The 21,019-nt window shown below is 44.7% G+C and carries 19 protein-coding genes, 7 tRNA genes and 3 pseudogenes; 10 read left to right on the forward strand and 19 right to left on the reverse strand.

Going from position 1 to position 21,019, the window contains the following annotated elements:
• Positions 1 to 33: 33 nt before the first annotated feature.
• Complete coding sequence (gene miaB / locus ACRRSY_RS08070) at positions 34 to 1,461, reverse strand: tRNA (N6-isopentenyl adenosine(37)-C2)-methylthiotransferase MiaB (protein WP_432456192.1); 1,428 nt, start codon at positions 1,459 to 1,461, stop codon at positions 34 to 36.
• Positions 1,462 to 1,679: 218 nt separating this feature from the next.
• Between miaB and ACRRSY_RS08075 the strand changes: the two genes are divergently transcribed.
• Positions 1,680 to 2,834, forward strand: a complete 1,155-nt coding sequence (locus ACRRSY_RS08075; RefSeq protein WP_432462914.1) for an FAD-dependent monooxygenase — start codon at positions 1,680 to 1,682, stop codon at positions 2,832 to 2,834.
• Positions 2,835 to 2,942: 108 nt separating this feature from the next.
• Here the strand turns inward: ACRRSY_RS08075 and ACRRSY_RS08080 are convergent.
• The 11 genes from ACRRSY_RS08080 to ACRRSY_RS08130 form a co-directional block, all read right to left on the reverse strand.
• Positions 2,943 to 3,017 (reverse strand) — tRNA-Gln (locus tag ACRRSY_RS08080).
• Positions 3,018 to 3,055: 38 nt separating this feature from the next.
• Positions 3,056 to 3,140 (reverse strand) — tRNA-Leu (locus ACRRSY_RS08085).
• A gap of 37 nt (positions 3,141 to 3,177) precedes the next feature.
• Positions 3,178 to 3,254, reverse strand: a tRNA-Met gene (locus ACRRSY_RS08090).
• Between the two features lie 146 nt (positions 3,255 to 3,400).
• Positions 3,401 to 3,475, reverse strand: a tRNA-Gln gene (locus ACRRSY_RS08095).
• Positions 3,476 to 3,593: 118 nt separating this feature from the next.
• Positions 3,594 to 3,668, reverse strand: a tRNA-Gln gene (locus ACRRSY_RS08100).
• Between the two features lie 26 nt (positions 3,669 to 3,694).
• Positions 3,695 to 3,779 (reverse strand) — tRNA-Leu (locus ACRRSY_RS08105).
• Positions 3,780 to 3,816: 37 nt separating this feature from the next.
• Positions 3,817 to 3,893, reverse strand: a tRNA-Met gene (locus ACRRSY_RS08110).
• 679 nt (positions 3,894 to 4,572) lie between these two features.
• Positions 4,573 to 5,664 carry a redox-regulated ATPase YchF gene (gene ychF, locus ACRRSY_RS08115; RefSeq protein ID WP_432462915.1) on the reverse strand — a complete coding sequence of 364 codons (1,092 nt, stop codon included), beginning with the start codon at positions 5,662 to 5,664 and terminating at the stop codon, positions 4,573 to 4,575.
• 23 nt (positions 5,665 to 5,687) lie between these two features.
• Positions 5,688 to 6,278, reverse strand: coding sequence for an aminoacyl-tRNA hydrolase (gene pth, locus ACRRSY_RS08120; RefSeq protein ID WP_432462916.1), 591 nt, complete (start codon positions 6,276 to 6,278; stop codon positions 5,688 to 5,690).
• Positions 6,278 to 6,901 carry a 50S ribosomal protein L25/general stress protein Ctc gene (locus tag ACRRSY_RS08125; protein WP_432453700.1) on the reverse strand — a complete coding sequence of 208 codons (624 nt, stop codon included), beginning with the start codon at positions 6,899 to 6,901 and terminating at the stop codon, positions 6,278 to 6,280. The genes pth and ACRRSY_RS08125 overlap by 1 nt, the downstream gene beginning before the upstream one ends.
• A gap of 577 nt (positions 6,902 to 7,478) precedes the next feature.
• Positions 7,479 to 7,943: a GNAT family N-acetyltransferase gene (locus ACRRSY_RS08130; protein WP_432453699.1), complete on the reverse strand. Its 465-nt coding sequence runs from the start codon at positions 7,941 to 7,943 to the stop codon at positions 7,479 to 7,481.
• A 354-nt stretch (positions 7,944 to 8,297) separates the two neighbouring features.
• Here ACRRSY_RS08130 and ACRRSY_RS08135 point away from each other — a divergent pair, with 354 nt between their 5' ends.
• On the forward strand, positions 8,298 to 9,290 hold the full coding sequence (locus ACRRSY_RS08135) for a transposase (RefSeq protein ID WP_432462917.1): 993 nt from the start codon (positions 8,298 to 8,300) through the stop codon (positions 9,288 to 9,290).
• 228 nt (positions 9,291 to 9,518) lie between these two features.
• On the opposite strand, the gene ACRRSY_RS08140 is transcribed toward ACRRSY_RS08135, so the two are convergent.
• Complete coding sequence (locus ACRRSY_RS08140; protein ID WP_432453697.1) at positions 9,519 to 9,857, reverse strand: GFA family protein; 339 nt, start codon at positions 9,855 to 9,857, stop codon at positions 9,519 to 9,521.
• Positions 9,858 to 10,026: 169 nt separating this feature from the next.
• Here ACRRSY_RS08140 and ACRRSY_RS08145 point away from each other — a divergent pair.
• Positions 10,027 to 10,581, forward strand: a pseudogene (locus ACRRSY_RS08145) (IS4 family transposase); the annotation flags it as partial.
• An 83-nt stretch (positions 10,582 to 10,664) separates the two neighbouring features.
• Here the strand turns inward: ACRRSY_RS08145 and ACRRSY_RS08150 are convergent.
• Complete coding sequence (locus ACRRSY_RS08150) at positions 10,665 to 10,997, reverse strand: hypothetical protein (protein ID WP_432462918.1); 333 nt, start codon at positions 10,995 to 10,997, stop codon at positions 10,665 to 10,667.
• A 65-nt stretch (positions 10,998 to 11,062) separates the two neighbouring features.
• Here ACRRSY_RS08150 and ACRRSY_RS08155 point away from each other — a divergent pair.
• Positions 11,063 to 11,329, forward strand: a pseudogene (locus ACRRSY_RS08155) (IS4 family transposase); the annotation flags it as partial.
• 38 nt (positions 11,330 to 11,367) lie between these two features.
• Here the strand turns inward: ACRRSY_RS08155 and ACRRSY_RS08160 are convergent.
• Positions 11,368 to 12,452 (reverse strand): IS3 family transposase gene (locus ACRRSY_RS08160; RefSeq protein ID WP_432462919.1). Its coding sequence is split into 2 segments (ribosomal slippage): positions 11,368 to 12,203 and positions 12,203 to 12,452, totalling 1,086 coding nucleotides; the frame shifts between segments, so codons are not numbered across the junction.
• A gap of 73 nt (positions 12,453 to 12,525) precedes the next feature.
• Here ACRRSY_RS08160 and ACRRSY_RS08165 point away from each other — a divergent pair.
• A pseudogene (locus ACRRSY_RS08165) lies at positions 12,526 to 12,693 on the forward strand (IS4 family transposase); the annotation flags it as partial.
• Here ACRRSY_RS08165 and ACRRSY_RS08170 read toward each other — a convergent pair.
• The 4 genes from ACRRSY_RS08170 to lolB form a co-directional block, all read right to left on the reverse strand.
• Positions 12,684 to 12,965 carry a hypothetical protein gene (locus tag ACRRSY_RS08170; protein ID WP_432462920.1) on the reverse strand — a complete coding sequence of 94 codons (282 nt, stop codon included), beginning with the start codon at positions 12,963 to 12,965 and terminating at the stop codon, positions 12,684 to 12,686. The pseudogene ACRRSY_RS08165 and the gene ACRRSY_RS08170 sit on opposite strands and share 10 nt — an antisense overlap.
• Before the next feature lie 396 nt (positions 12,966 to 13,361).
• Positions 13,362 to 14,303 carry a ribose-phosphate pyrophosphokinase gene (locus ACRRSY_RS08175; protein WP_432453695.1) on the reverse strand — a complete coding sequence of 314 codons (942 nt, stop codon included), beginning with the start codon at positions 14,301 to 14,303 and terminating at the stop codon, positions 13,362 to 13,364.
• Positions 14,304 to 14,370: 67 nt separating this feature from the next.
• Positions 14,371 to 15,249, reverse strand: a complete 879-nt coding sequence (gene ispE, locus ACRRSY_RS08180; protein ID WP_432453694.1) for a 4-(cytidine 5'-diphospho)-2-C-methyl-D-erythritol kinase — start codon at positions 15,247 to 15,249, stop codon at positions 14,371 to 14,373.
• Complete coding sequence (gene lolB, locus ACRRSY_RS08185) at positions 15,242 to 15,862, reverse strand: lipoprotein insertase outer membrane protein LolB (protein WP_432462921.1); 621 nt, start codon at positions 15,860 to 15,862, stop codon at positions 15,242 to 15,244. The genes ispE and lolB overlap by 8 nt, the downstream gene beginning before the upstream one ends.
• Positions 15,863 to 16,024: 162 nt before the next feature.
• Here lolB and hemA point away from each other — a divergent pair, with 162 nt between their 5' ends.
• From hemA to kdsA, 5 genes are all read left to right on the forward strand, one after another.
• The gene (gene hemA / locus ACRRSY_RS08190; RefSeq protein ID WP_432453692.1) at positions 16,025 to 17,275 is read left to right on the forward strand and encodes a glutamyl-tRNA reductase; all 1,251 of its coding nucleotides are present in this window, start codon (positions 16,025 to 16,027) and stop codon (positions 17,273 to 17,275) included.
• A gap of 67 nt (positions 17,276 to 17,342) precedes the next feature.
• The gene (prfA, locus tag ACRRSY_RS08195; protein WP_432453691.1) at positions 17,343 to 18,434 is read left to right on the forward strand and encodes a peptide chain release factor 1; all 1,092 of its coding nucleotides are present in this window, start codon (positions 17,343 to 17,345) and stop codon (positions 18,432 to 18,434) included.
• Complete coding sequence (prmC, locus tag ACRRSY_RS08200) at positions 18,424 to 19,275, forward strand: peptide chain release factor N(5)-glutamine methyltransferase (protein WP_432462922.1); 852 nt, start codon at positions 18,424 to 18,426, stop codon at positions 19,273 to 19,275. Before prfA ends, prmC begins: the two co-directional genes overlap by 11 nt.
• A gap of 62 nt (positions 19,276 to 19,337) precedes the next feature.
• Complete coding sequence (locus ACRRSY_RS08205; protein WP_432453689.1) at positions 19,338 to 20,102, forward strand: SirB1 family protein; 765 nt, start codon at positions 19,338 to 19,340, stop codon at positions 20,100 to 20,102.
• A gap of 10 nt (positions 20,103 to 20,112) precedes the next feature.
• Positions 20,113 to 20,970 carry a 3-deoxy-8-phosphooctulonate synthase gene (gene kdsA, locus ACRRSY_RS08210; protein ID WP_432453688.1) on the forward strand — a complete coding sequence of 286 codons (858 nt, stop codon included), beginning with the start codon at positions 20,113 to 20,115 and terminating at the stop codon, positions 20,968 to 20,970.
• Positions 20,971 to 21,019: the final 49 nt, after the last annotated feature.

Genomic DNA, 21,019 nt, shown 5'->3' on the forward strand with positions numbered 1-21,019 from the left:
CGCTACTCCTTAAGGGGTTAGCATAGACTGCAACTAAGGGGTAAAGCTTGCCACGCCTAGGTGGTTTGCTTGCCCATCGGTTTTGTCGATAATAGTGGCAGGAGCGACGTCATTTCGCAACTGCATTTGTTGCTCAGTTCGGAGTAATTCACCACGTAAAGAATGAGCAAATACGTCGACGATCTTCACATCAACAAATTGACCAACCAGTTGGTGACCGCCTTCGAAGTTGACCACCCGATTGTTCTCGGTACGTCCACGTAATTCCATTGGGTTTTTCTTCGAGGGACCTTCTACTAAAATCCGCTGTTCGCTATCCAGCATTCGACGACTCACCTGCATGGCTTGCTGGTTGATCCGTTCTTGCAAGATATACAGACGTTGTTTCTTCTCGGCTTCGCTCACATCGTCTGGTAGATCTGCCGCTGGTGTTCCTGGACGGGCGCTGTAGACAAAGCTATAGCTCATGTCGAAGTTAACCTGCTCGATTAGTTTCATGGTATTGGCAAAGTCTTCGGTAGATTCACCTGGGTAGCCAACAATGAAGTCGGAGCTGATTTCGATATCAGGGCGAGCCTTACGTAGTTTGCGAATAATCGATTTATATTCGATTGCAGTATGGCCACGCTTCATCAAGTTGAGGATCCGATCGGCGCCGCTTTGTACCGGTAAGTGTAAGAAGCTGACTAATTCAGGCGTATCAGCATACACTTCGATAATATCGTCAGTAAACTCAATTGGATGACTGGTGGTAAAACGAATACGGTCAATGCCATTAATGCTGGCGACGTAACGTAGCAATTCGGCGAAACTACAGATACTGCCGTCGTGCTGGAGACCACGGAAAGCATTTACATTTTGTCCCAGCAAGTTGACTTCGCGAACGCCCTGTTCTGCCAGTGAGGCGATCTCATAGAGTACATCATCTAAGGGGCGGCTGACTTCTTCGCCACGGGTATAAGGTACTACACAGAAGGTACAATACTTACTACAGCCTTCCATAATGGATACAAAGGCAGTAGCGCCTTCGGCACGAGGTTCAGGCAACCGATCAAATTTTTCAATTTCAGGGAAGCTTACGTCTACTACCGATTTCTCGCCACCTTTCACTTGTTTGATCATTTCAGGCAAGCGATGTAGGGTTTGCGGGCCAAATACAATGTCTACGTAAGGTGCGCGTTCGCGGATAGCTTTGCCTTCTTGTGAGGCCACACAACCACCTACGCCAATCACCAAATTAGGATTTTTTTGTTTCAGGGTTTTCCAACGGCCAAGCTGGTGGAATACCTTCTCTTGAGCTTTCTCTCGAATAGAACAAGTATTCAATAGCAGTACATCGGCTTCATTGGCTTCTTCAGTTAGCTGAAAACCATGGGTCGCATCTAGTAGGTCGGCCATTTTAGAGGAGTCATACTCGTTCATTTGGCAGCCCCAAGTTTTGATATGCAGCTTATTTCCCATCGTTTTACTCATTATTACATCGTTGAAAAAGGACGCATATTTTACTGGTTTATATTGGTTCTGACCAGCGTCAATTGTATGCTTTCGTGGCCGGAGAGGTAAAAAACGTCTAGCAGTGCTGAGTATTGATATCGAATTGAATTATTGTCGGCAAGATTAGCTTCAACTCTAGGCTTCGGGTTAAACTTGCTGCAAACGATTTGGCTAATGTGGTTCGAGTGGAAAAATTTGATGTAGTGGTTGTGGGTGGCGGCATGATCGGTGCTGCCAGTGCTCAAGGTTTTGCCTTGCAAGGTTTGCGCGTATTAATGATTGAGTCTTATGTACCGGAGGCTTACCAACCCAGTCAAGCACTCGATTTGCGGGTGAGTGCGATTAGTCACGCCAGTGTACAATTGTTAAAGAAATTACAAGCTTGGTCTGCCATTTGCGCGATGCGTGTATGTCCCTATCAGCAGCTACAAGTCTGGGAAGATCCTCTGGATAAATTAATTTTTGATTCTGCCCAGCTTAATTTGTCTGAGTTAGGTTTTATGGTTGAAAATCGAATTATTCAATTGGGACTTTGGCAGGCGAATCAACTCTCCGGTGTGGTTTGTAGAATAGCCAAGCAAAGCCGATTAGTGAGTAATACTAGTGAAGGTGTAGTGCTGTCGGTTGATGGTTCTGAGATCACCGCCAAACTGATGGTGGTGGCTGATGGTGCAAACTCCAGTATGCGTCAACAATTGGGCTTAGGCATCACTGCTTGGGACTATCGCCACGACTGTTTTGCGATTAACGTTAAACTTGATGCACCGCAGCAAACGGCTACTTGGCAACAATTTTTCCCTAGCGGTCCTCGAGCTTTTCTACCACTAGCCAATCAGCACGCTGCACTCATTTGGTATGATGCCAAAGATACTGTACGTGGATTAAAGCAACTCAACAAATTACAGCTTAAAAAACGCATTGAAGCAGAATTCCCGAGACTTCCTGGAGCGATTGAGATCTTAGATAGTGGCAGTTTTGCATTGACTCGCCGGCATGTGAATCGTTATCTGAAACAGAGTGCGGTGGTGATTGGTGATGCTGCGCACACCATTAACCCCTTGGCTGGGCAGGGCGTGAATCTTGGCTACCGTGATGTGAAGTGCTTGCTTGCGCAAATTGAGCATTATGGTTTAGCGAATAAAGACAAGGCCTTGCGCAGCTTCAATGTGCGGCGTCGTCCTGATAACTTGATGATGCAAACGGGGATGGATTTATTTTATTTGCTGTTTTCGAATTCCCTAACACCCGTTCAGCGGTTACGCCAACTGGCGATCAAAGGTGCGCAGGGGAGTGGTCCCATCAAAGATTGGGCCTTGAAGTATGCACTGGGTGATATATAACCAGACAACAGAAATGTTAAACAAGTGAAAGCCTGCTCGATGCAGGTTTTTTTATTCGCTGTGAATTGACCAAAGAAAAAGGCCTGCTAAAAAGCAGGCCTTTTAAGGTGGCAGGGATAGCTGGATTTGAACCAACGAATGGCGGCATCAAAAGCCGCTGCCTTACCGCTTGGCGATATCCCTACAAAACTCTTTAAATTGTCTTCTTCACTAAAGAAGAATGGTGCGGAAGGAGAGACTTGAACTCTCACACCTTGCGATACTAGAACCTAAATCTAGCGCGTCTACCAATTCCGCCACTTCCGCAAATTGTTTTACATCAGACTCTTGATAGTGAGAATGATGGTGGCTATGGCGGGACTTGAACCTGCGACCCCAGCATTATGAGTGCTGTGCTCTAACCAGCTGAGCTACATAGCCATCTATAATGTTGCTAAGCAACACTACAAATTTATCGGCAGGGAAAGCAAACGCTAGTCTACGACATAGTACTTACTGTCTTACCTGGGTAAATTACCCTAATCAGTTACTGCATTCTCAAGTGATAAACTTGAGGACAATAAAAGTGGCAGGGATAGCTGGATTTGAACCAACGAATGGCGGCATCAAAAGCCGCTGCCTTACCGCTTGGCGATATCCCTGCAGAAACTTACACTCGAAACAATGTTTCGATAATCTTCACCCTAAAGTGTAGACCAACAACCAAGAATCTTAGTTCTTGTTGTTTAACTCAAGTATAAATACTCAAGCTTTAAAAGGTGGCAGGGATAGCTGGATTTGAACCAACGAATGGCGGCATCAAAAGCCGCTGCCTTACCGCTTGGCGATATCCCTACAAATTGTATCTTTCTCAAGAAAGATGGTGCGGAAGGAGAGACTTGAACTCTCACACCTTGCGATACTAGAACCTAAATCTAGCGCGTCTACCAATTCCGCCACTCCCGCAAATTGTTTTACATCAGACTCTTGGTAGTGAGAACGATGGTGGCTATGGCGGGACTTGAACCTGCGACCCCAGCATTATGAGTGCTGTGCTCTAACCAGCTGAGCTACATAGCCTTGTGAACGACGCTTTGCGTTGTTAACGGCGCGTATTATGCGTATCTGTCCTAGGAGCGTCAACCGTTTTTTTTCCAAAAAACTGCAAAAAAGTCTGTTTGAACAGTTTGTGTACGCGATGAGGCTTGTTTGTACAACTTGACTGTTTGCTTTGTGGCCAATTAGTCCTTTTAGCCTGTATGTGCGCTAATTTTGAACACGGTATTATTTCAAATTTTTATGACTTGTGATGGTGTCTTGGCATGAATGCGAAGTGCATGTTTGAACTCATCAATGGTCTCTGCGTTCTGAATGGGGTGATTGGTTTAAGCGTGCGCAATGAGTGTAAATAGCTTACGGCTTAATACTAATCTGATTCATTATATAAGCAACTTATTGCGCTGCATAAATCTGTCGATAACGAGGTATAAAGTGCCGTAACTCGTGGCTCTAATTACAAGATACATCACGCAGTTAGCGCGGATTTGCCAGTAACAATCAACCAATAATGAGTGAGGTTGGTATAAGGCATCGAAGGCTTGTCTATGGAGCTAAATAATAACCTTAGGTCGCTAAGCCTAGAAAATATCATTGATTGAGGTAAAAAGTAGGTGCTATGTCCATGGGTAAGTAAGGTGAATGAGTACATTAAACAATAAAAAAGCCAACCTAAGGTTGGCTTTTTGTGAAGTTCTAAGGTTTAAACGTTAAATAAGAAGTGAATCACATCACCATCTTTAACCACGTAAGTTTTCCCTTCTTGACGCCATTTACCAGCTACCTTTGCGCCAGATTCACCCTTGTATTCGATGTAGTCGTCATAACCAACCACTTCCGCGCGAATATAACCTTTTTCAAAGTCGGTATGAATCTTACCTGCTGCCTGGGGCCCTGTAGCGCCAACAGGCACGGTCCAAGCTCGCACTTCTTTCACGCCTGCGGTGAAATAGGTCTGCAAGTCGAGCAACTCGTAACCTACTCTAATCACTCGGTTGAGTCCGGGCTCTTCCAAGCCCATTTCGTCCATAAACTCGGCTTTTTCTTCTGCGTCTAGTTCGGCGATTTCGCTTTCTATTTCCGCACAAACAGCCACTACGGCAGCATTTTCGTTCGCGGCGATCTCTTTTACTTTATCTAAGTAAGGATTATTCTCGAAACCATCATCGTTCACGTTGGCAATGTACATGGTTGGTTTCGCGGTTAAGAAGTTCATGTAAGCGATGGCTGCTTTTTCTTCTTTGCTTAAGTCTAAGCTACGTAGCATTAAGTCAGCTTCGAGGTGGGCTTGTACTTTTACCAATACCTCTAACTCAAATTTGGCCTCTTTGTCGCCACCTTTGGCTTTTTTAGCAACCCGGATCTGAGCTTTTTCACAGGTATCTAAATCAGACAAGGCTAGCTCGGTGTTAATTGTGTCGATGTCTTCTGCGGGGTCAACTTTACCTGACACGTGCACGATGTTGTCATTTTCAAAGCAACGAACCACATGTCCAATGGCATCCGTTTCACGGATGTTTGCTAAAAATTTGTTACCTAAACCTTCTCCCTTAGATGCACCCGCAACCAACCCTGCAATGTCTACAAATTCCATGGTGGTGGGTAATATGCGTTGTGGGTTTACAATTTCAGCCAATGCATTTAGGCGCTCGTCAGGTACCGGCACTACGCCGGTATTTGGCTCAATAGTACAAAATGGAAAATTTGCAGCTTCAATGCCGGCTTGAGTCAAAGCGTTAAAAAGGGTTGATTTACCCACATTTGGTAAACCAACGATGCCACATTTAAATCCCATAATATTACCTATTGTCTAGGGGCTTAGCCCGCTTTGTAACTATGTAATCGATTCATTGCTTTGCTTAAACCATCTTTAAGCAAAATATCGGTACTGCGCACCGCTTCATCAATTGCATCATCAATCTGTTGTTGGTCGCTTTTAGGAGCTTTTCCTAAAACGTAGCCTGAAACGCGGTCTTTATGACCCGGGTGTCCAATTCCTATCCGTAAACGATAAAAATCCTTGTTATTGCCAAATTTACTGATGATATCGCGCAGACCGTTATGTCCGCCATGTCCGCCACCTTTTTTAAAGCGAGCGACACCAGGGGGTAAATCAAGCTCATCGTGAGCAACCATGATTTGCTCAAGCTCGATACGATAAAATTTAGCTAAGGATGCAACGGCTTTACCGCTGAGATTCATAAACGTTGTAGGGATCAATAAACGGAGTTCTTGGTCTGCCAACTGAATACGGCCGGTCAATCCGAAGTGTTTACTGTCTGGTTTTAATTGGATGTGATGATTGTTGGCTAGTTGAGAGACTAACCATGCACCAGCGTTATGGCGGGTCGCGGAATATTCGGGGCCTGGATTACCCAGGCCCACGAGTAAACGAATTTCGTTTATCACTATTCTTCAGTAGCTGCTTCTTCAGAATCAGCAGCGTCTTCAGAGATACCTTTAGGCATTGTGATAGAAACTACTGCTTGGTCGTGGTTTTCACCTTTACCAAGAACAACAGAAACGACGCCTTCCGGAAGAGCGATTTCTGAAACATGAATAGAAGCGCCTAACTCTAGGTTCGCGATGTCTACTTCAATGTATTCAGGTAGATCTTTAGCCAAACAGCTTACTTCGATCTCAGTTGATAGGTGGTGTACTTTACCGCCATTTTTCACTGCTTCTGCTGAATCTTCGTTTAAGAAGTGCAGTGGTACTGATTTAGTAATGGTGTGGCTATTATCAACACGTTGGAAGTCGATGTGTTGAATACGTGGCTTGTAAGCATGACGCTGCATGTCTTTTACTAGCACGTCTACGGCAGTGCCAGCAACGTTTACAGTAATGATGCTTGAGTAAAAAGCTTCCGCTTCTTGAGCTTTCATTACGTGGCGCTGCTCAAGCGTAATTGAAACAGGCTCTTGGCCTGCACCGTATACGATAGCAGGAACTTTATCTGCGTGACGTAGGCGGCGGCTCGCACCTTTCCCCAAGTCAGTACGCAGTTCAGCGTCAAGTTTGATATTAGACATTGTGTTTCTCCAAATAAATAAATGAGGCTAAGGTTTCGCGACCAAACCCTAACCAGTACCTCATTGAATGAGTGAACGAATGCATAATACGTCATTACTTCAATTCAAAAGGCGCGGCATTCTACCATTGAGCTTTTTGAAAGCCAATAAAAAAGCACGGTAAATCTGTTACAGTATCCATTGAATTAAGTTTGTGCGTCTGCTCTAGGCGGCGTAAGGCGTTCAAAACACCTAATTTTTAAACTAAGTTTGTGAGAGTGTTGAAGAACATCCAAAGTTCTAAAAACTAGTATTTAATTAAAGTAGTGACTGATAAGCTCAAAATGACGCTTGTACACTTGATTAGTTCTACGCCTTAGGTCTCAAAGTGATATTCAGCTAATACGTATTTGTACAAAACGAGTTTGGCTGCTTGTATGAAATCTGTCCTTCTGCTTTTTAGTATCCCAAAAGGCAGAATAGCATTACTTTTCAGTGGTGCTATCAATGAAAGCTTTAGGACAACGTTCATGGCATACTCAAAAATCAATTGCGATAACTTGCACGCCAATGCAGATAAAGTGTATGCGGTAACCTTTTAGTTAATCTTTTCCATTACAAAGTTAGTTAACAACTGTCCATTAATGTCTACTTTCTGTTTTTTTACGACACAGAAGCCAAAGTGTTCATAAAATGGTCGGGCTGTTTTACTCACCTGTGAGTAGTAACGCTTTATACCTTCCGAGCGCCCTTTAGCAAATAAGCGCTCCATTAATAATCTACCCACGCCGATACCTTGATATTCGGCATGACAGAAAAAATGATCAATATATCCATCCTGTTGCAAGTCTGCGAAACCGACTATTTTCCCATTTAGTTCTGCGACAAAAGGATTCATATCATCCACTCGCTTTTGCCAAACAATCATGTCTAAGTTATCAGGAGCCCAGGCAGTTACCTGTTCTAGAGAATAATCATTGATGTTTATATTTCGGATCGTGTGATACTTCAGTTTCCACGTTTCTGATGCATCTGTTTTTTGGTAATTTCTTATAATAATCATGGTGTTTTTACGGGTCCTTAAATTTCAGAACGTTATTTTACTAATGATTTATCATCATGAATAGCCACATAGTGTTGTGCTTTGGGATGAATATGCGAAATCAAAAAACTCATCGACTATCTTGAGCGAGAGAAAGCAAGAGGAGAAAGAGAGAGAGAAAGCAAGACACCCAAGAGAAAACAAAAGAGAAAACAAGACACCCAACTGTCAAAGAAGACACCCACCTCAACTAACGAAACGCCACCGGAGAAAGAGAGAAAACAAGACACCAGAGAGAAAACAAGACACCCAAACTAACGAAACGTTTATTATGGTCTAAACTGTCAATAGTGATTTATTTGGGGAGTTATTATCATGCCTCGGTCAAGACGCTCGCAAGTGAGCTTATCGGATACCCCCTACTATCATTGTGTTTCCCGTTGTGTTCGACGGGCGTTTCTGTGTGGCGAAGACCAACAAACTGGTAAAAGCTATGAGCACCGCCGCCAGTGGGTCGAGGATTATCTGCTCAAATTAGCGTCGGTGTTCGCCATTGATGTTTGTGCTTATGCTGTCATGAGTAATCATACCCACCTCGTGCTACATGTTAATCAGCCGCAAGCAGAAGCTTGGTCAATGGATGAAGTCTTAGAACGCTGGCATAGTTTGCATCAGGGCACCTTACTGACTCAGATGTATCTCAACCTTGAGTTACGTCCGCAGTTAAGTGAGGTGCAACTACAAGCCATTCGCGCCACCGCCGAAGTGTATCGGACTCGCCTGTATGACTTAAGCTGGTTTATGCGCCATTTAAACGAACACATTGCGCGAGCCGCCAATCAAGAAGACCAATGTACCGGTCGATTTTGGGAAGGACGCTTTAAATCCCAAGCGCTTTTGGATGAAGCCGCACTCATGGCGTGTATGGCTTACGTAGACTTAAACCCCATCAGAGCCAAGATGGCAAGTACACCAGAGGGCTCTGCTCATACCAGCGTACAACGACGAGCAAAAGCCGCTCAGCTAAAACAAGCCCAGGCAACAAACCTGTTTCCCTTTGTGGGTAACCCAAGAGAGCAGATGCCCCAAGGCTTACCCTTTGAGCTGAAAGACTATCTTGAGTTGGTTGATATGACCGGACGCATGGTAAGAGAGGATAAACGGGGTGACATCGACAGTGGCGAAAGTTCCATCATCCAACGCTTAGGGATAAATGAAGCGCAGTGGCTGATTTTAAGCGGTGAGTTTGAACGGCACTTTTCTGGGGCTGTCGGTCAAGAAAGCTTGCTCAGGCAATATCATCAGCATATGGGGCACAAACGAACGGCCGGTTTAAGTTGCTGCAGACGTTTGCTAAATCGCACTTAAGTGCGAGCTTACTTTCGAACCATTCATTCTCCATCAGCTTTGCTGAGGCGTGTATTTCCTCAGAAATCATCAAGATGAGTGATTAATGATGAATTCAGCCACCAATCAGCATGATTAACGCCAGAGGACTAAATAATTGCAGTGGAATTACTTTCACAAACGGTGTTGCTGTCTCCATGGTTCTTATCATGGATGTCTATGCTCTTTTTAAACGCCTTATATGGTGAGTTAGTATGATGCACCATCGATCTTGCGAACTAGAATATTTGAAAGTACTTTATTTTCAGCCATTCTCATATTGACCGCCAAGATATTTTCGGAGCATTTCTGCGTTGTTACGTAATGCGTCAGGCAGCCACATGAGTTGCAACGATGAAACTCTACTTCTTTGTCTCCCCAACAATAAAAAGCAGTTTTCTCATTCATATTGATTTGAATTTGCTCTGGAGAAAAGTACGCCCAAGCCGCAGCATAACGACGACAAATAGAACAGTTACACTCGCCAACTTCTTTAGGGAGCGAACTTAATGTTAAACTAACATTTCCACAGTGACACTTTAATTCCATTCGATAATTCTCTGTATTCACCTAACACCGCAATCTAGATAATCCCTTGGAAATTCATATAAGTAGACGCGCCCCCCGTTGTTTAAGCTAATTGATTTCGCCAAAAACCTTTTCTATCAAATCCTGCGCGGAGGCTTTCGGGATGTGCGAAATTGAAATTCTACACTAAATGCTTATTGGGCTGCGCCCTTATATTCACAAAAAACACCTTAACTCTCTGATGGTTGCCCCTACATCACTCTTGGATTGCGACAAATTGTCTCTCATTGAACTCGGGCGCAATAGCACAAACCGAACCTAAACACTGCATTAAATGCATGGACCGCTTGCTCGGTAATCACCCTCTAAATCGTGAATTTTTAGCCATATACCAATGGCATGCTCGGCAGATTTGCGGGGCTAATCTCATGCCTGTGGTGCTAGTAGGTTGGACTGATGTGCGTGAGCAATGACGCGTGATGACCTTACGTGCATCTATCTAATAAAAGGCCGCTCCATTACTTTGTATGAACGCACCTTCGAGTTCAACGATTACAATGCACCATGTAATCATCATCAGTTCCTATCTGAGCTAGCCAGTGTGTACACCGTTGATAGTGACGGATAGGGATACCGTAATACTTGGTTTAGGGAGGTGGCCTCTTATGGGTGGTATTGGTTGGGTAAGTTGCGGGGAGAAGTTTGTTATCAGCTCAGTGAACAATGGGAACTCACTAAAACGGTAAATTTAGACGTTAATCGGCATGACAATAAATAATAGCAGTGGAATTTCTTTAACAATTGGTGTTGCTGTCTCCATGTTTCTTATCATGGATGTCCATAGTCTTTTCCTTGATTGAATTGTCGCTGAAGATGGTGTTCGGCTAATTGCAGACGATTATTGTATAAATTTATTGCGGTGGTTTTTTCTAAGGCATGTCGCGCTTGTTGATTGAGTTGCAATACTTCACCCGCTGCGGATAAAAGCAAAGCGGGTAAGGGAAGTTGCTCAAATAGTTGTTGCTGTAAGGCTTGTTGATCTTGTTCTTTGGTTAGTTGTTGGCAAATTTGAGCACTGCGTTGTAAGTGGTCGACTAAGTGTTCGAATGACGCAGTTGGTGAGATGGGGCCCCCGTTGTTTAAGCTAATTGATTTCGCCAAAAACCTTTTCTATCAAGCCCTGCGCGGAGGCTGTCGGGATGCGCGAAATTCAAATTCTACACTAAATGCTTATTGGGCTGTGCCCTAATATTCACAAAAAACGCCTTAACTCTCTGATGGTTGCCACTACATCACTCTTGGATGGCGACACATTATCCTTGACCGAACTCGGGTGCAATATAATCAGCAGGGTCTCACCCAAACATTGTATTAAACGTATGGACCGCTTGCTCGGTAATCATCATTTAAATCGTGAACGTTTAGCGATATACCAATGGCATGCTCGGCAGATTTGCGGGGCTAATCCCATGCCTGTGGTGCTAGTTGATTGGGTAATCCTCCCATTATTAACCGCATTTATTCGTAGAATTCATGCTGCCGTTTTTAGTGGTGGGAACCCTCCATTTGCAAGGTGTGGTCGTTGATGATTGTAGAACCATAACCATTGGGTCGCCCGATCTTGAACCTCTTCAAGTGTGTCAAACAAATACTTACTCACTAAGCCAAACCTCATAGTACGGTTGAACCTTTCTATATACGCGTTTTGTTGTGGGTTCCCTGGCTGAATATAATCGATTCGAATGTCGTGGTTGTTGGCCCATTTAATAAACGCATGGCTAATGAACTCAGGACCATTGTCGCAGCGGATCGCAACAGGTTTGGTTCGTTGTTCGATGAGCTGCTCTAAGATCCGAGTGACTCGTACTGTGGGCATTGAAAAATCAGGTTCTGACGCCAGACCTTCACGTTTGTAATCATCTATCACATTGAATAAACGGTACTTCCGGCCATCAGATAGCTGATCATGCATAAAGTCCACGGACCAAACTTGGTTTGTTTTAATCGGCTCTTTAAGAGGCTCTGGCGTATGGCGATTCAGGCGTCGTTTTGGCCTAATACGTAAGTTTAGAGCCAATTCGCAGTAGATCCGATAAACCCGCTTATGGTTCCATGTATACCCTTTAACGTTCCGCAAATGGTGAAAACACAGGCCAAAGCCCCAGTCAGAGCAGTCTTCACTGTTGCACAGCGTTACTAACTCTTGAGCTATCAACTCATTCTCAGGTTGAAGCTTCGATTTATAGCGATAGCAGGTCTCGCTGATCCCAAACCAATAGCATGCACTTTTAATGCTGATGTGATAGTTCGCCACCGAACGCTGAGCCATCAATCGACGCTCACAGGGCTTCACCACTTTTTTGCCATCGCCTCTGAGATCACCTCTGCTTTAAGGCGTTCTTCCGCATACATCTTTTTAAGCCGTCGATTTTCATCTTCGAGTTCTTTCATCCGCGCCATAAGGGATGCGTCCATACCACCGTATTTCGAACGCCACTTGTAAAAGGTTGCGTTGCTCATTCCATGCTCACGACAGAGCTCAGGAACAGGTGTACCAGCCTCAGCCTGCTTGAGAATAGATAAGATCTGACTGTCCGTGTAACGTGACTTTTTCATGTTGAATCTCCTGTATTTACTATACGAGAAAATTCTACTTTTGCATGCGATTAATTTTCGGGGGGATTACCATTGGACTGATGTGCGTGAGCAATGACGCGTGATGACCTTGCGTGCATCTATCTCAATAAAAGGCCGCTCTATTACCTTGTATGAACGCACCTTCGAGTTCAACGATTACAATGCACCATGTAATCATCATCAGTTCCTATCCGAGCTAGCCAGTGTGTATCATGGATGTCCATAGTCTTTGATAGTCTTGTTTTCACCGTAATTAAACTCTGATGATAATAGATAGGAAATATATGCTGACGAGCTGCCAATATATATTGAAAGAGCCTCAGAGAAACTAATGATTAATTCCCGACGACCTTTTTCATTCTCTATTAGTCTTTGAACCGATACTTTTTTTCGCTCAATCAAGTACGGGATCAGTCCAGCCATCAAACCGACAATAGCTGGAACTCCAATTTTGATGGCATCTTTGTATAATTCGATTTCTTCAGGAGACACAGATTCTTCCTTGGTACTCTAACAGTATATTAATATGCAAATTCCCATCTTTCACGCATGCGAAGTTACCACCTATCACGCAGCACAGAAATTCACGCACCCTTTAATATTTAAATTTATCAACAGCATACCAGTCAATCACCATTTTGACCATGCGTGAAAGATGGTCATGCATTTGCAGAATGATGGGAATCCACTAAGCTGTATATCCGTCATGGGGCAAAAGCCTGTTAGCCCAGCGACGGTATAACAAGTCTCTGTCCCAAAGCGATATAGACAAACCTCGTAAATAAAAAAAGCGAACCATGCGGTTCGCTTTTTGCGTATTGGGGCCATTAAGTCAAACATTTAATTTAATGGAGCCAACTACAAGATCATATTTTAATATGCTTGTTGTCAGAACATTGCAGAAATTGATTCTTCATTGCTGACGCGTCGAATCGCTTCTGCGAGCATTGGCGCTAAAGATAATTGACGTACTTTTTCCAAATTACGCATTTCATCTGTTAATGGGATAGAGTCAGTAATAATGACTTCATCGAGTGCAGAATCGGTAATGTTTTTCGCGGCATTACCCGAGAATACTGGGTGAGTCGCATAGGCAAATACCCGCTTAGCACCTTTGGCTTTGAGTGCTGCAGCTGCTTGGCAAAGCGTACCGCCAGTATCGATCATATCATCAACCATGATGCAATCACGGCCATCGACATCACCAATAATGTTCATGACTTGAGCAACATTTGCACGCGGACGACGTTTGTCGATGATTGCTAAATCACTGTCATTAAGCATTTTCGCGACGGCGCGGGCGCGGACGACGCCACCGATATCGGGTGATACCACAACCGGTGACTCGAGGTTTCTATCTAACATGTCTTGCAATAGCACAGGGCTACCAAAGGCATTGTCGACAGGTACGTCGAAGAAGCCTTGAATTTGTTCTGCGTGAAGATCAACGGTTAGAACTCGGTCAACGCCGACACTTGATAGAAAATCAGCCACAACTTTGGCTGTAATTGGCACCCGTGCGCTGCGTGGGCGACGGTCTTGACGAGCGTAACCAAAGTAGGGGATTACCGCAGTAATACGACCCGCAGAGGCGCGACGTAGAGCGTCAACCATCACGATCAGCTCCATTACGTTGTCGTTGGTTGGAGCACAAGTGGATTGGATAACAAAGATGTCTCCACCACGAACATTTTCATTGATTTGTACACTAATCTCGCCATCACTGAATCGACCTACTGATATATCACCAAGAGTGGTATATAGGCGATCAGCAATACGTTGGGCAAGTTCGGGCGTGGCGTTACCGGCGAAGAGTTTCATGTCTGGCACGATGGAAACCTCAGATTTATCGGGTCAAAAGAGCGTTACGTTGTTTAATACCTAAGAAGACGGTTCCTTAAGTATCTACTGTGTTGTTGAGTGTTGTTTTGTGATTCAATTGCTGATGAAGCGGCGATTGATTACAGGCCTTACACACAAAGCCGGAAATATTCTTAGGACATTTCGCCAAAACTGACAAGGCTTCATGTTCCGTATCGAAGGCGGCAAAAACGCAACTACCCGTTCCGGTCATCTTCGACGGCGCGTATTCTACCAACCAGCGAAGAGCTTGTGCAACCTCCGGATAAACTTTAGCCACAATTTCTTGGCAATCATTTTGCCAATCTGCGTTGGATAATTGTTGCCAACTTCTTTTGGGCGTATCTCTGGGTAAGTCTGGATGGCCAAATACACTTTCTGTCGCCACATGCACCTGAGGGTGCAGCACTAGATACCAAGGCTCTGAAATTTCGACGTTTTGCAGTTTTTCGCCAACCCCTTCTGCAAAGGCACTATGCCCATGAATAAAAATAGGCACATCGGCGCCCAGTTGCAAACCGAGTTGAGCTAAGTCTTCAATAGCAAGTTGACACCCCCACAGTTCATTTAATACCAATAGTGTGGTCGCAGCATTGGAGGAACCACCGCCAATGCCACCGCCCATCGGTAAATGCTTGTCTAAAGTGATGTCGACCCCTTGGGTGATCTGACAATGTTGCTGAAGTAGCCGGGCTGCTTTGACGACGAGATTGTCATCGGCGGGGAAGTCTAGTTTGCTGGTTAGTGAGATGCTGCCGTGTGGATTCGCAACAAAATACAGTTGGTCGCAATAGTCAATGAATTGAAACAGGGTTTGAAGTTCATGGTAACCGTTAGGAAGACGCCCATTTACATATAAAAATAAATTGAGTTTAGCGGGAGAGAGCCATGGGCCGCTGTTTATTTGTTTAGTCATGTATTTGCCATTGATGAATATTGAGTTTCAATAGAGTGCTTTTTGAGCGAATTTCCAGTTGGCGCGGTAAAGCAAGCTGTCCGTACTGAGCATAATTGAGGTAATTCACCTGCCAGTTATCGGCTGTCGTGAACGCGGCTAAACGATGCTGCGGATTTAATTGATAATCATTTTGAGTCGGGATCCCGAGTAACCAATTCGGTAATTGGGCGATGGGGACTTGCCAACCGGTTAGCTGCATGATTAGTTGTTGCGCATTGTCACCGAAATACTCTTGGTTTTTGGTTTTTACCCACACCTTGTGTGGCTGATAATGTAACTCGATGGCTTGGGTTCCCAAAGGGCCATTGAGTTTGAGAATGCTTTGCTCGCCATCCTGTTGCCAAGACAAATTTGCTGCTTGGCGCGAAGTTTCGCCAATAAAGGCGATCTTGCCACTGAGCTGCCAAGTTGTAAGTTGTTGGAGTTGGCTGAGATGTTGGTCCCACTCACTATTTTTAGTTGTAATTGGGGGCTGGATGGTACAGGCGCTGAGTGACACCGCGAGTACGATAAATAAGGCAAATTGGCGCACAATAGCTCCGGTCTTTTTTTGCAGTATAAAAGTTTGCATAGGTGACTGTAAATTACCTAAAAGCAAAGATGTGTTGTAAAAGCTCGATAAAAATAGTCTAACTGGCGGCGCTTTGCGATGGAGTTTCTTTTATTTAGCCCCTTATTCCCGTACAATTTCTCTTTTTACCCATAGGATACGGCGCAACAAAGCCCCACAGCGATGACCTTGTTAGTCTTAGGAATCAATCATAAATCTGCTCCCATTGGTTTGCGTGAACTTGTCGCGTTTAGCCCAGAGCAAGTCAACCAAGCCTTGAGTAAAGCAGTTGCAGAGCTTGGTGTTGAAATGGTGATCGTATCAACCTGCAATCGTACTGAACTCTATTGTCATTTAGGAGAAGTTGATAGTACCGATGTCATTAATTGGTTAATTTCTTATAAACAGTTGCCCGAACAAGAAATTATCTCTTGCTTCTATCAGCACCAGCATCAGCAGGCAGTCGCTCATTTAATGCGAGTTGCCAGTGGTTTAGATTCGCTGATTTTAGGTGAACCGCAAATTCTTGGGCAAATTAAACAAGCCTACAATGAATCACGTGAAGCCGGTGCCGTCGGCAGTGTATTAGAGCGCTGCTTTCAGCGTGCATTTTCGGTGGCGAAAGAGGTTAGAACCAATACCGATATTGGCGTGAACGCAGTCTCGGTGGCCTTTGCTGCAGTCAGTTTAGCCAAGCAAATCTTTGATGATTTAAGTGAATCTAAAGTGTTGTTGGTTGGTGCGGGCGAAACCATCGAACTGGTGGCAAAGCACTTGGTGGATAAAGGGGTGACGCATTTGATGGTGGCAAACCGAACGGTGTCACGCGCTAAATTGTTAGCTGAGCGATTTTCAGCCGATGCGATAACCTTAAATGACATCCCTTTGCACTTGGCTGACTTTGACATTGTGATTAGTTCTACAGCGAGTCCTTTACCGATTATTGGTAAAGGCATGGTGGAGAGTGCTTTGAAGAAACGTCGTTATCAACCGATGTTTTTAGTCGATATTGCGATCCCGCGAGATATTGAAGAGCAAGTCGGTGAGTTACGCGATGCCTATTTGTATAGTGTTGATGATTTGGAAGGCATCGTTGAGCAGAATATGGCATCACGCGCTCAGGCAGCAGAACAGGCTGAATTTATTGTTGAGACTCATAGCGAAACATTTATGGGCTGGTTACGGTCATTGGAATCGGTAACCACCATTCGTGATTATCGAAGTCATAGTGAGCGGGTCCGCGACGCCGCGGTAGAAAAAGCACTGGAGTCTTTAGCCAATGGCAAAGATCCGGCAATAGTGATCCGTGAAACAGCTTTCCAATTAACTAACAAGCTTATTCACGCCCCAACAGAGGCGATTAATAAGGCGGGACGTGATGGCCGCTTTGATGAATTGGCTGTGATACGAGAGGCCGTAGGCCTAACTAAATAACCTGATTATTGTCGATGCTTCGTTGCTAATCATGGTTGGCGAAGTATTGTATTTATAGAGAGAAAGCATGAAAGCGTCCATTATATCCAAGCTTGAGACCCTACAAGAGCGGTATCAAGAAGTTCAAGTATTGCTCGGTGAGCTAGAAGTTATTTCTGATCAGAACCGTTTTAGAGCCCTGAACAAAGAATACTCTCAGCTAGAAGAGGTGGTGAACTGTTTTACCACTTACCAACAGGCACAAGAGAATTTTGATTCTGCCAACGAAATGTTGAACGATGACGATCCTGAAATGCGAGAAATGGCTGAGTTAGAAATCGCCGATGCCAAGCAAGAGATGGCGCGTTTAACCGACGAATTACAGTTATTATTGTTACCGCGGGATCCCAATGATTCACGAAGCGTATTTTTAGAGATCCGAGCTGGCGCGGGTGGTGATGAAGCGGCTATTTTTGCTGGCAATTTGTTCCGTATGTACAGTAAGTTTTCTGAAAATCAGGGCTGGCGGATGTCGATTGTATCAAGCAACGACAGTGAGCAAGGCGGTTATAAAGAGCTGATTGCAAAGATCGACGGTGAAGATGTATATGGTTTAATGAAATTCGAGTCTGGCGGACACCGGGTGCAACGGGTGCCTGAAACTGAGTCACAAGGCCGGATCCACACCTCTGCTTGTACCGTCGCAGTGATGCCGGAGATCCCTGAAGCCGAACAAATCGAAATTAATCCCGGTGATTTACGGATCGATACCTTCCGAGCTTCTGGCGCGGGGGGGCAGCACGTGAACAAGACTGACTCTGCGATTCGTATTACCCATATCCCCAGTGGAGTGGTGGTGGAATGTCAGGAAGAGCGTTCTCAGCATAAGAACCGGGCCAAAGCGATGTCAGTATTGTCGGCTCGTTTACAGGCTGCAGAAGATGATAAACGTCGTGCAGAAGAAACCAGCATGCGTCGTGAGTTGGTTGCCAGTGGCGATCGGAGCGAGCGGATCCGCACCTATAACTATCCACAAGGTCGCGTGAGTGACCATCGTATTAACCTTACTTTATATCGCTTAAACGATATTATGGAAGGGGATTTATTAGCCTTACTCGACCCTATTTTACAAGAATTTCAGGCAGACCAACTCGCGGCCTTGGCAGATAATGACGCCTAAGCCACCAAGCATCGCGGAGGCTTTAAATTGGGCGAAGCAGACTCTATTTAACGGTGAGTCTCCGCAGATTGATGCTCGCGTATTATTACAATATGTATTGCAATGTGAACCAGCATACCTGATGACTTGGCCTGAGCGTCACTTAACGCAAGCTCAATGGGATGATTATCAATATTGGGTATTTAAGCGCCAAGGGGGACAGCCAGTGGCTTATATTACTGGTTTACGTGAATTTTGGTCCTTACCTTTAAAAGTATCAGCGGCGACGCTCATTCCACGTCCCGACACTGAAGTTTTAGTTGAACTAAGCCTAAAGAAAGTCACTAACCAAGCCGATACAGAAATAGTTGACCTTGGTACAGGCACGGGGGCGATCGCTTTAGCAATTGCCAGTGAGTTGCCCTTGGCCAAAGTATATGCTTGTGATGTGCGTTTAGATGCGGTTGAACTAGCGCGTGAGAATGCTCAAGGTTTAGATTTAGAACGAGTTGATATAAGACAGGGTTCTTGGTTTAGTCCGTTTGAGGGGCAACGCTTTAATTTAATTGTGAGTAATCCACCCTATATTGACCCGCAAGACCCACATTTACAGCAAGGTGATGTGCGTTTTGAACCAAGCTCTGCACTTACTGCTGAGCTTCGAGGTTTGGCTGATATTCAGCATATCATTAGTTCTGCTCAGGCTTATTTAAAGCCGGGTGGGTGGCTGCTGTTAGAGCATGGTTTCGATCAAAAAGAAGCCATTCAGCAACGATTAACTGCTGAAGGTTTTGTACAAGTATTTACCGCGCAAGACTATGGTGGCATGGATAGAGTCAGTGGCGGTTGTTATCTCGTTTAGTTGGACGGGTTATAACATCGTCAGTTGGGTGACTGAACAATTAGCTAAAGGATAGGGATTGAGTGATTTTTCGCATTTTAGGTATTGAAGAAGAAATCGCTGGGCAATCTTTTGGGGAGGTCCGCAAGAGTTTGCATCGACTGTGGTTAGATTGGCTTAAGGTCAACCCTGTTGCGCAGGGCACCGCTCCGCGTTTTGAACAATTAAAGCAATTGTTCTACCAAGACTTAGGTTTTAGTGGTGATTGGCAAAGTTACTACCATAGTAACAATTTGTTGATTCATGATGTGCTAGAGCGGCGCAGTGGAAATGGCACGACTTTGTCCGTGTTATTTCATTATTTTGCTCGTAAATTAGAGCTAGAATGTCAGGCTATTGTATTTCCTGCGCAAACGATATTAGCCTTTAACATTGAAGGGCAGGGGGTATATTTTGATGCCTTTGCTGGAGAATCCAAAAGCTTGGCGCAGTTAGCGGTGATGCACCGTGGTTATAAGGGCAATTTGGCCAGTTTAATTAAGGAAAACCTGCAACCACTCTCTTCGGTAGAGATGACGCTACGCTGGTTAGCAGAGCTGAAGGCGGCTTGTTTACGGGAAGAACTATTTGAGATGGCCTTACGGACCTCTCAGGTTTTGCTGCGTTTAAAACCTGGTGATCCTCACGAAATGCGTGATCGCGGTTTTATTTACCAACAATTGGATTGCAATAGTGTTGCAATTAACGATTTTGAATATTTTATTGAGCAATGTCCCGATGATCCCTTATCGAAGATACTGAAGATGCAGATCAACACGATGGACGCTCAGCCTGCAATTTTGCATTAAGAGGAATAGCATGCAGCAACAAACGATTAATATTGGCGAAATTAAAGTCGCCAACGATGCACCCTTTACCTTATTCGCTGGGATGAATGTACTAGAATCTCGTGAATTGGCGATGCGCATCGCCGAGCATTTTGTGGAAGTCACCGACAAGCTTGGTATCCCCTATGTATTTAAAGCTTCGTTTGATAAAGCGAACCGCTCTTCTATTCATTCTTATCGTGGTCCTGGAATGGAGCAAGGTTTACGTTTACTCGAAGAGATCAAACAGCAGTTTGCTATTCCAGTGATCACCGATGTTCACGAAGTGGCGCAAGCGGCTCCTGTGGCGGCGGTCGCTGACGTGATTCAATTACCGGCATTCTTGGCCCGTCAAACAGATTTAGTGGAAGCGATGGCTCGCACGGGGGCGGTGATTAACGTTAAAAAACCGCAGTTTTTGAGCCCATCACAGATGGGAAATATTGTCGATAAATTTGCCGAATGTGGCAACAATCAGGTGATATTGTGTGAGCGGGGCAGTAACTTTGGTTATGACAATTTAGTCGTCGATACGCTGGGGTTTGGCATCATGAAGCAAGTGAGTCGAGGCGCACCCGTTATTTTGGATGTGACTCATGCCTTACAGTGTCGTGATCCTTTAGGTTCGGCTTCGGGTGGGCGTCGAGAACAGGTTGGAGACTTGGCTAAGGCAGGCATGGCGACGGGTTTAGCGGGGCTGTTTCTGGAGGCTCATCCTGATCCTGATGATGCTTTATGTGATGGGCCAAGTGCCTTGCCTTTATCGAAACTAGAACCTCTCCTTAAGCAAATTAAAGCGCTGGATGATTTGGTGAAGTCTTTCGACAATTTAGATACCCTCTCAAAATAAGAAATTTGTCGTTAATGGTAACTTTAAGTTTCCCTGAGCTTTTTCTCTT

The sequence above is a fragment of the Agarivorans sp. QJM3NY_33 genome (assembly GCF_050870865.2).
Classification (GTDB): domain Bacteria; phylum Pseudomonadota; class Gammaproteobacteria; order Enterobacterales; family Celerinatantimonadaceae; genus Agarivorans.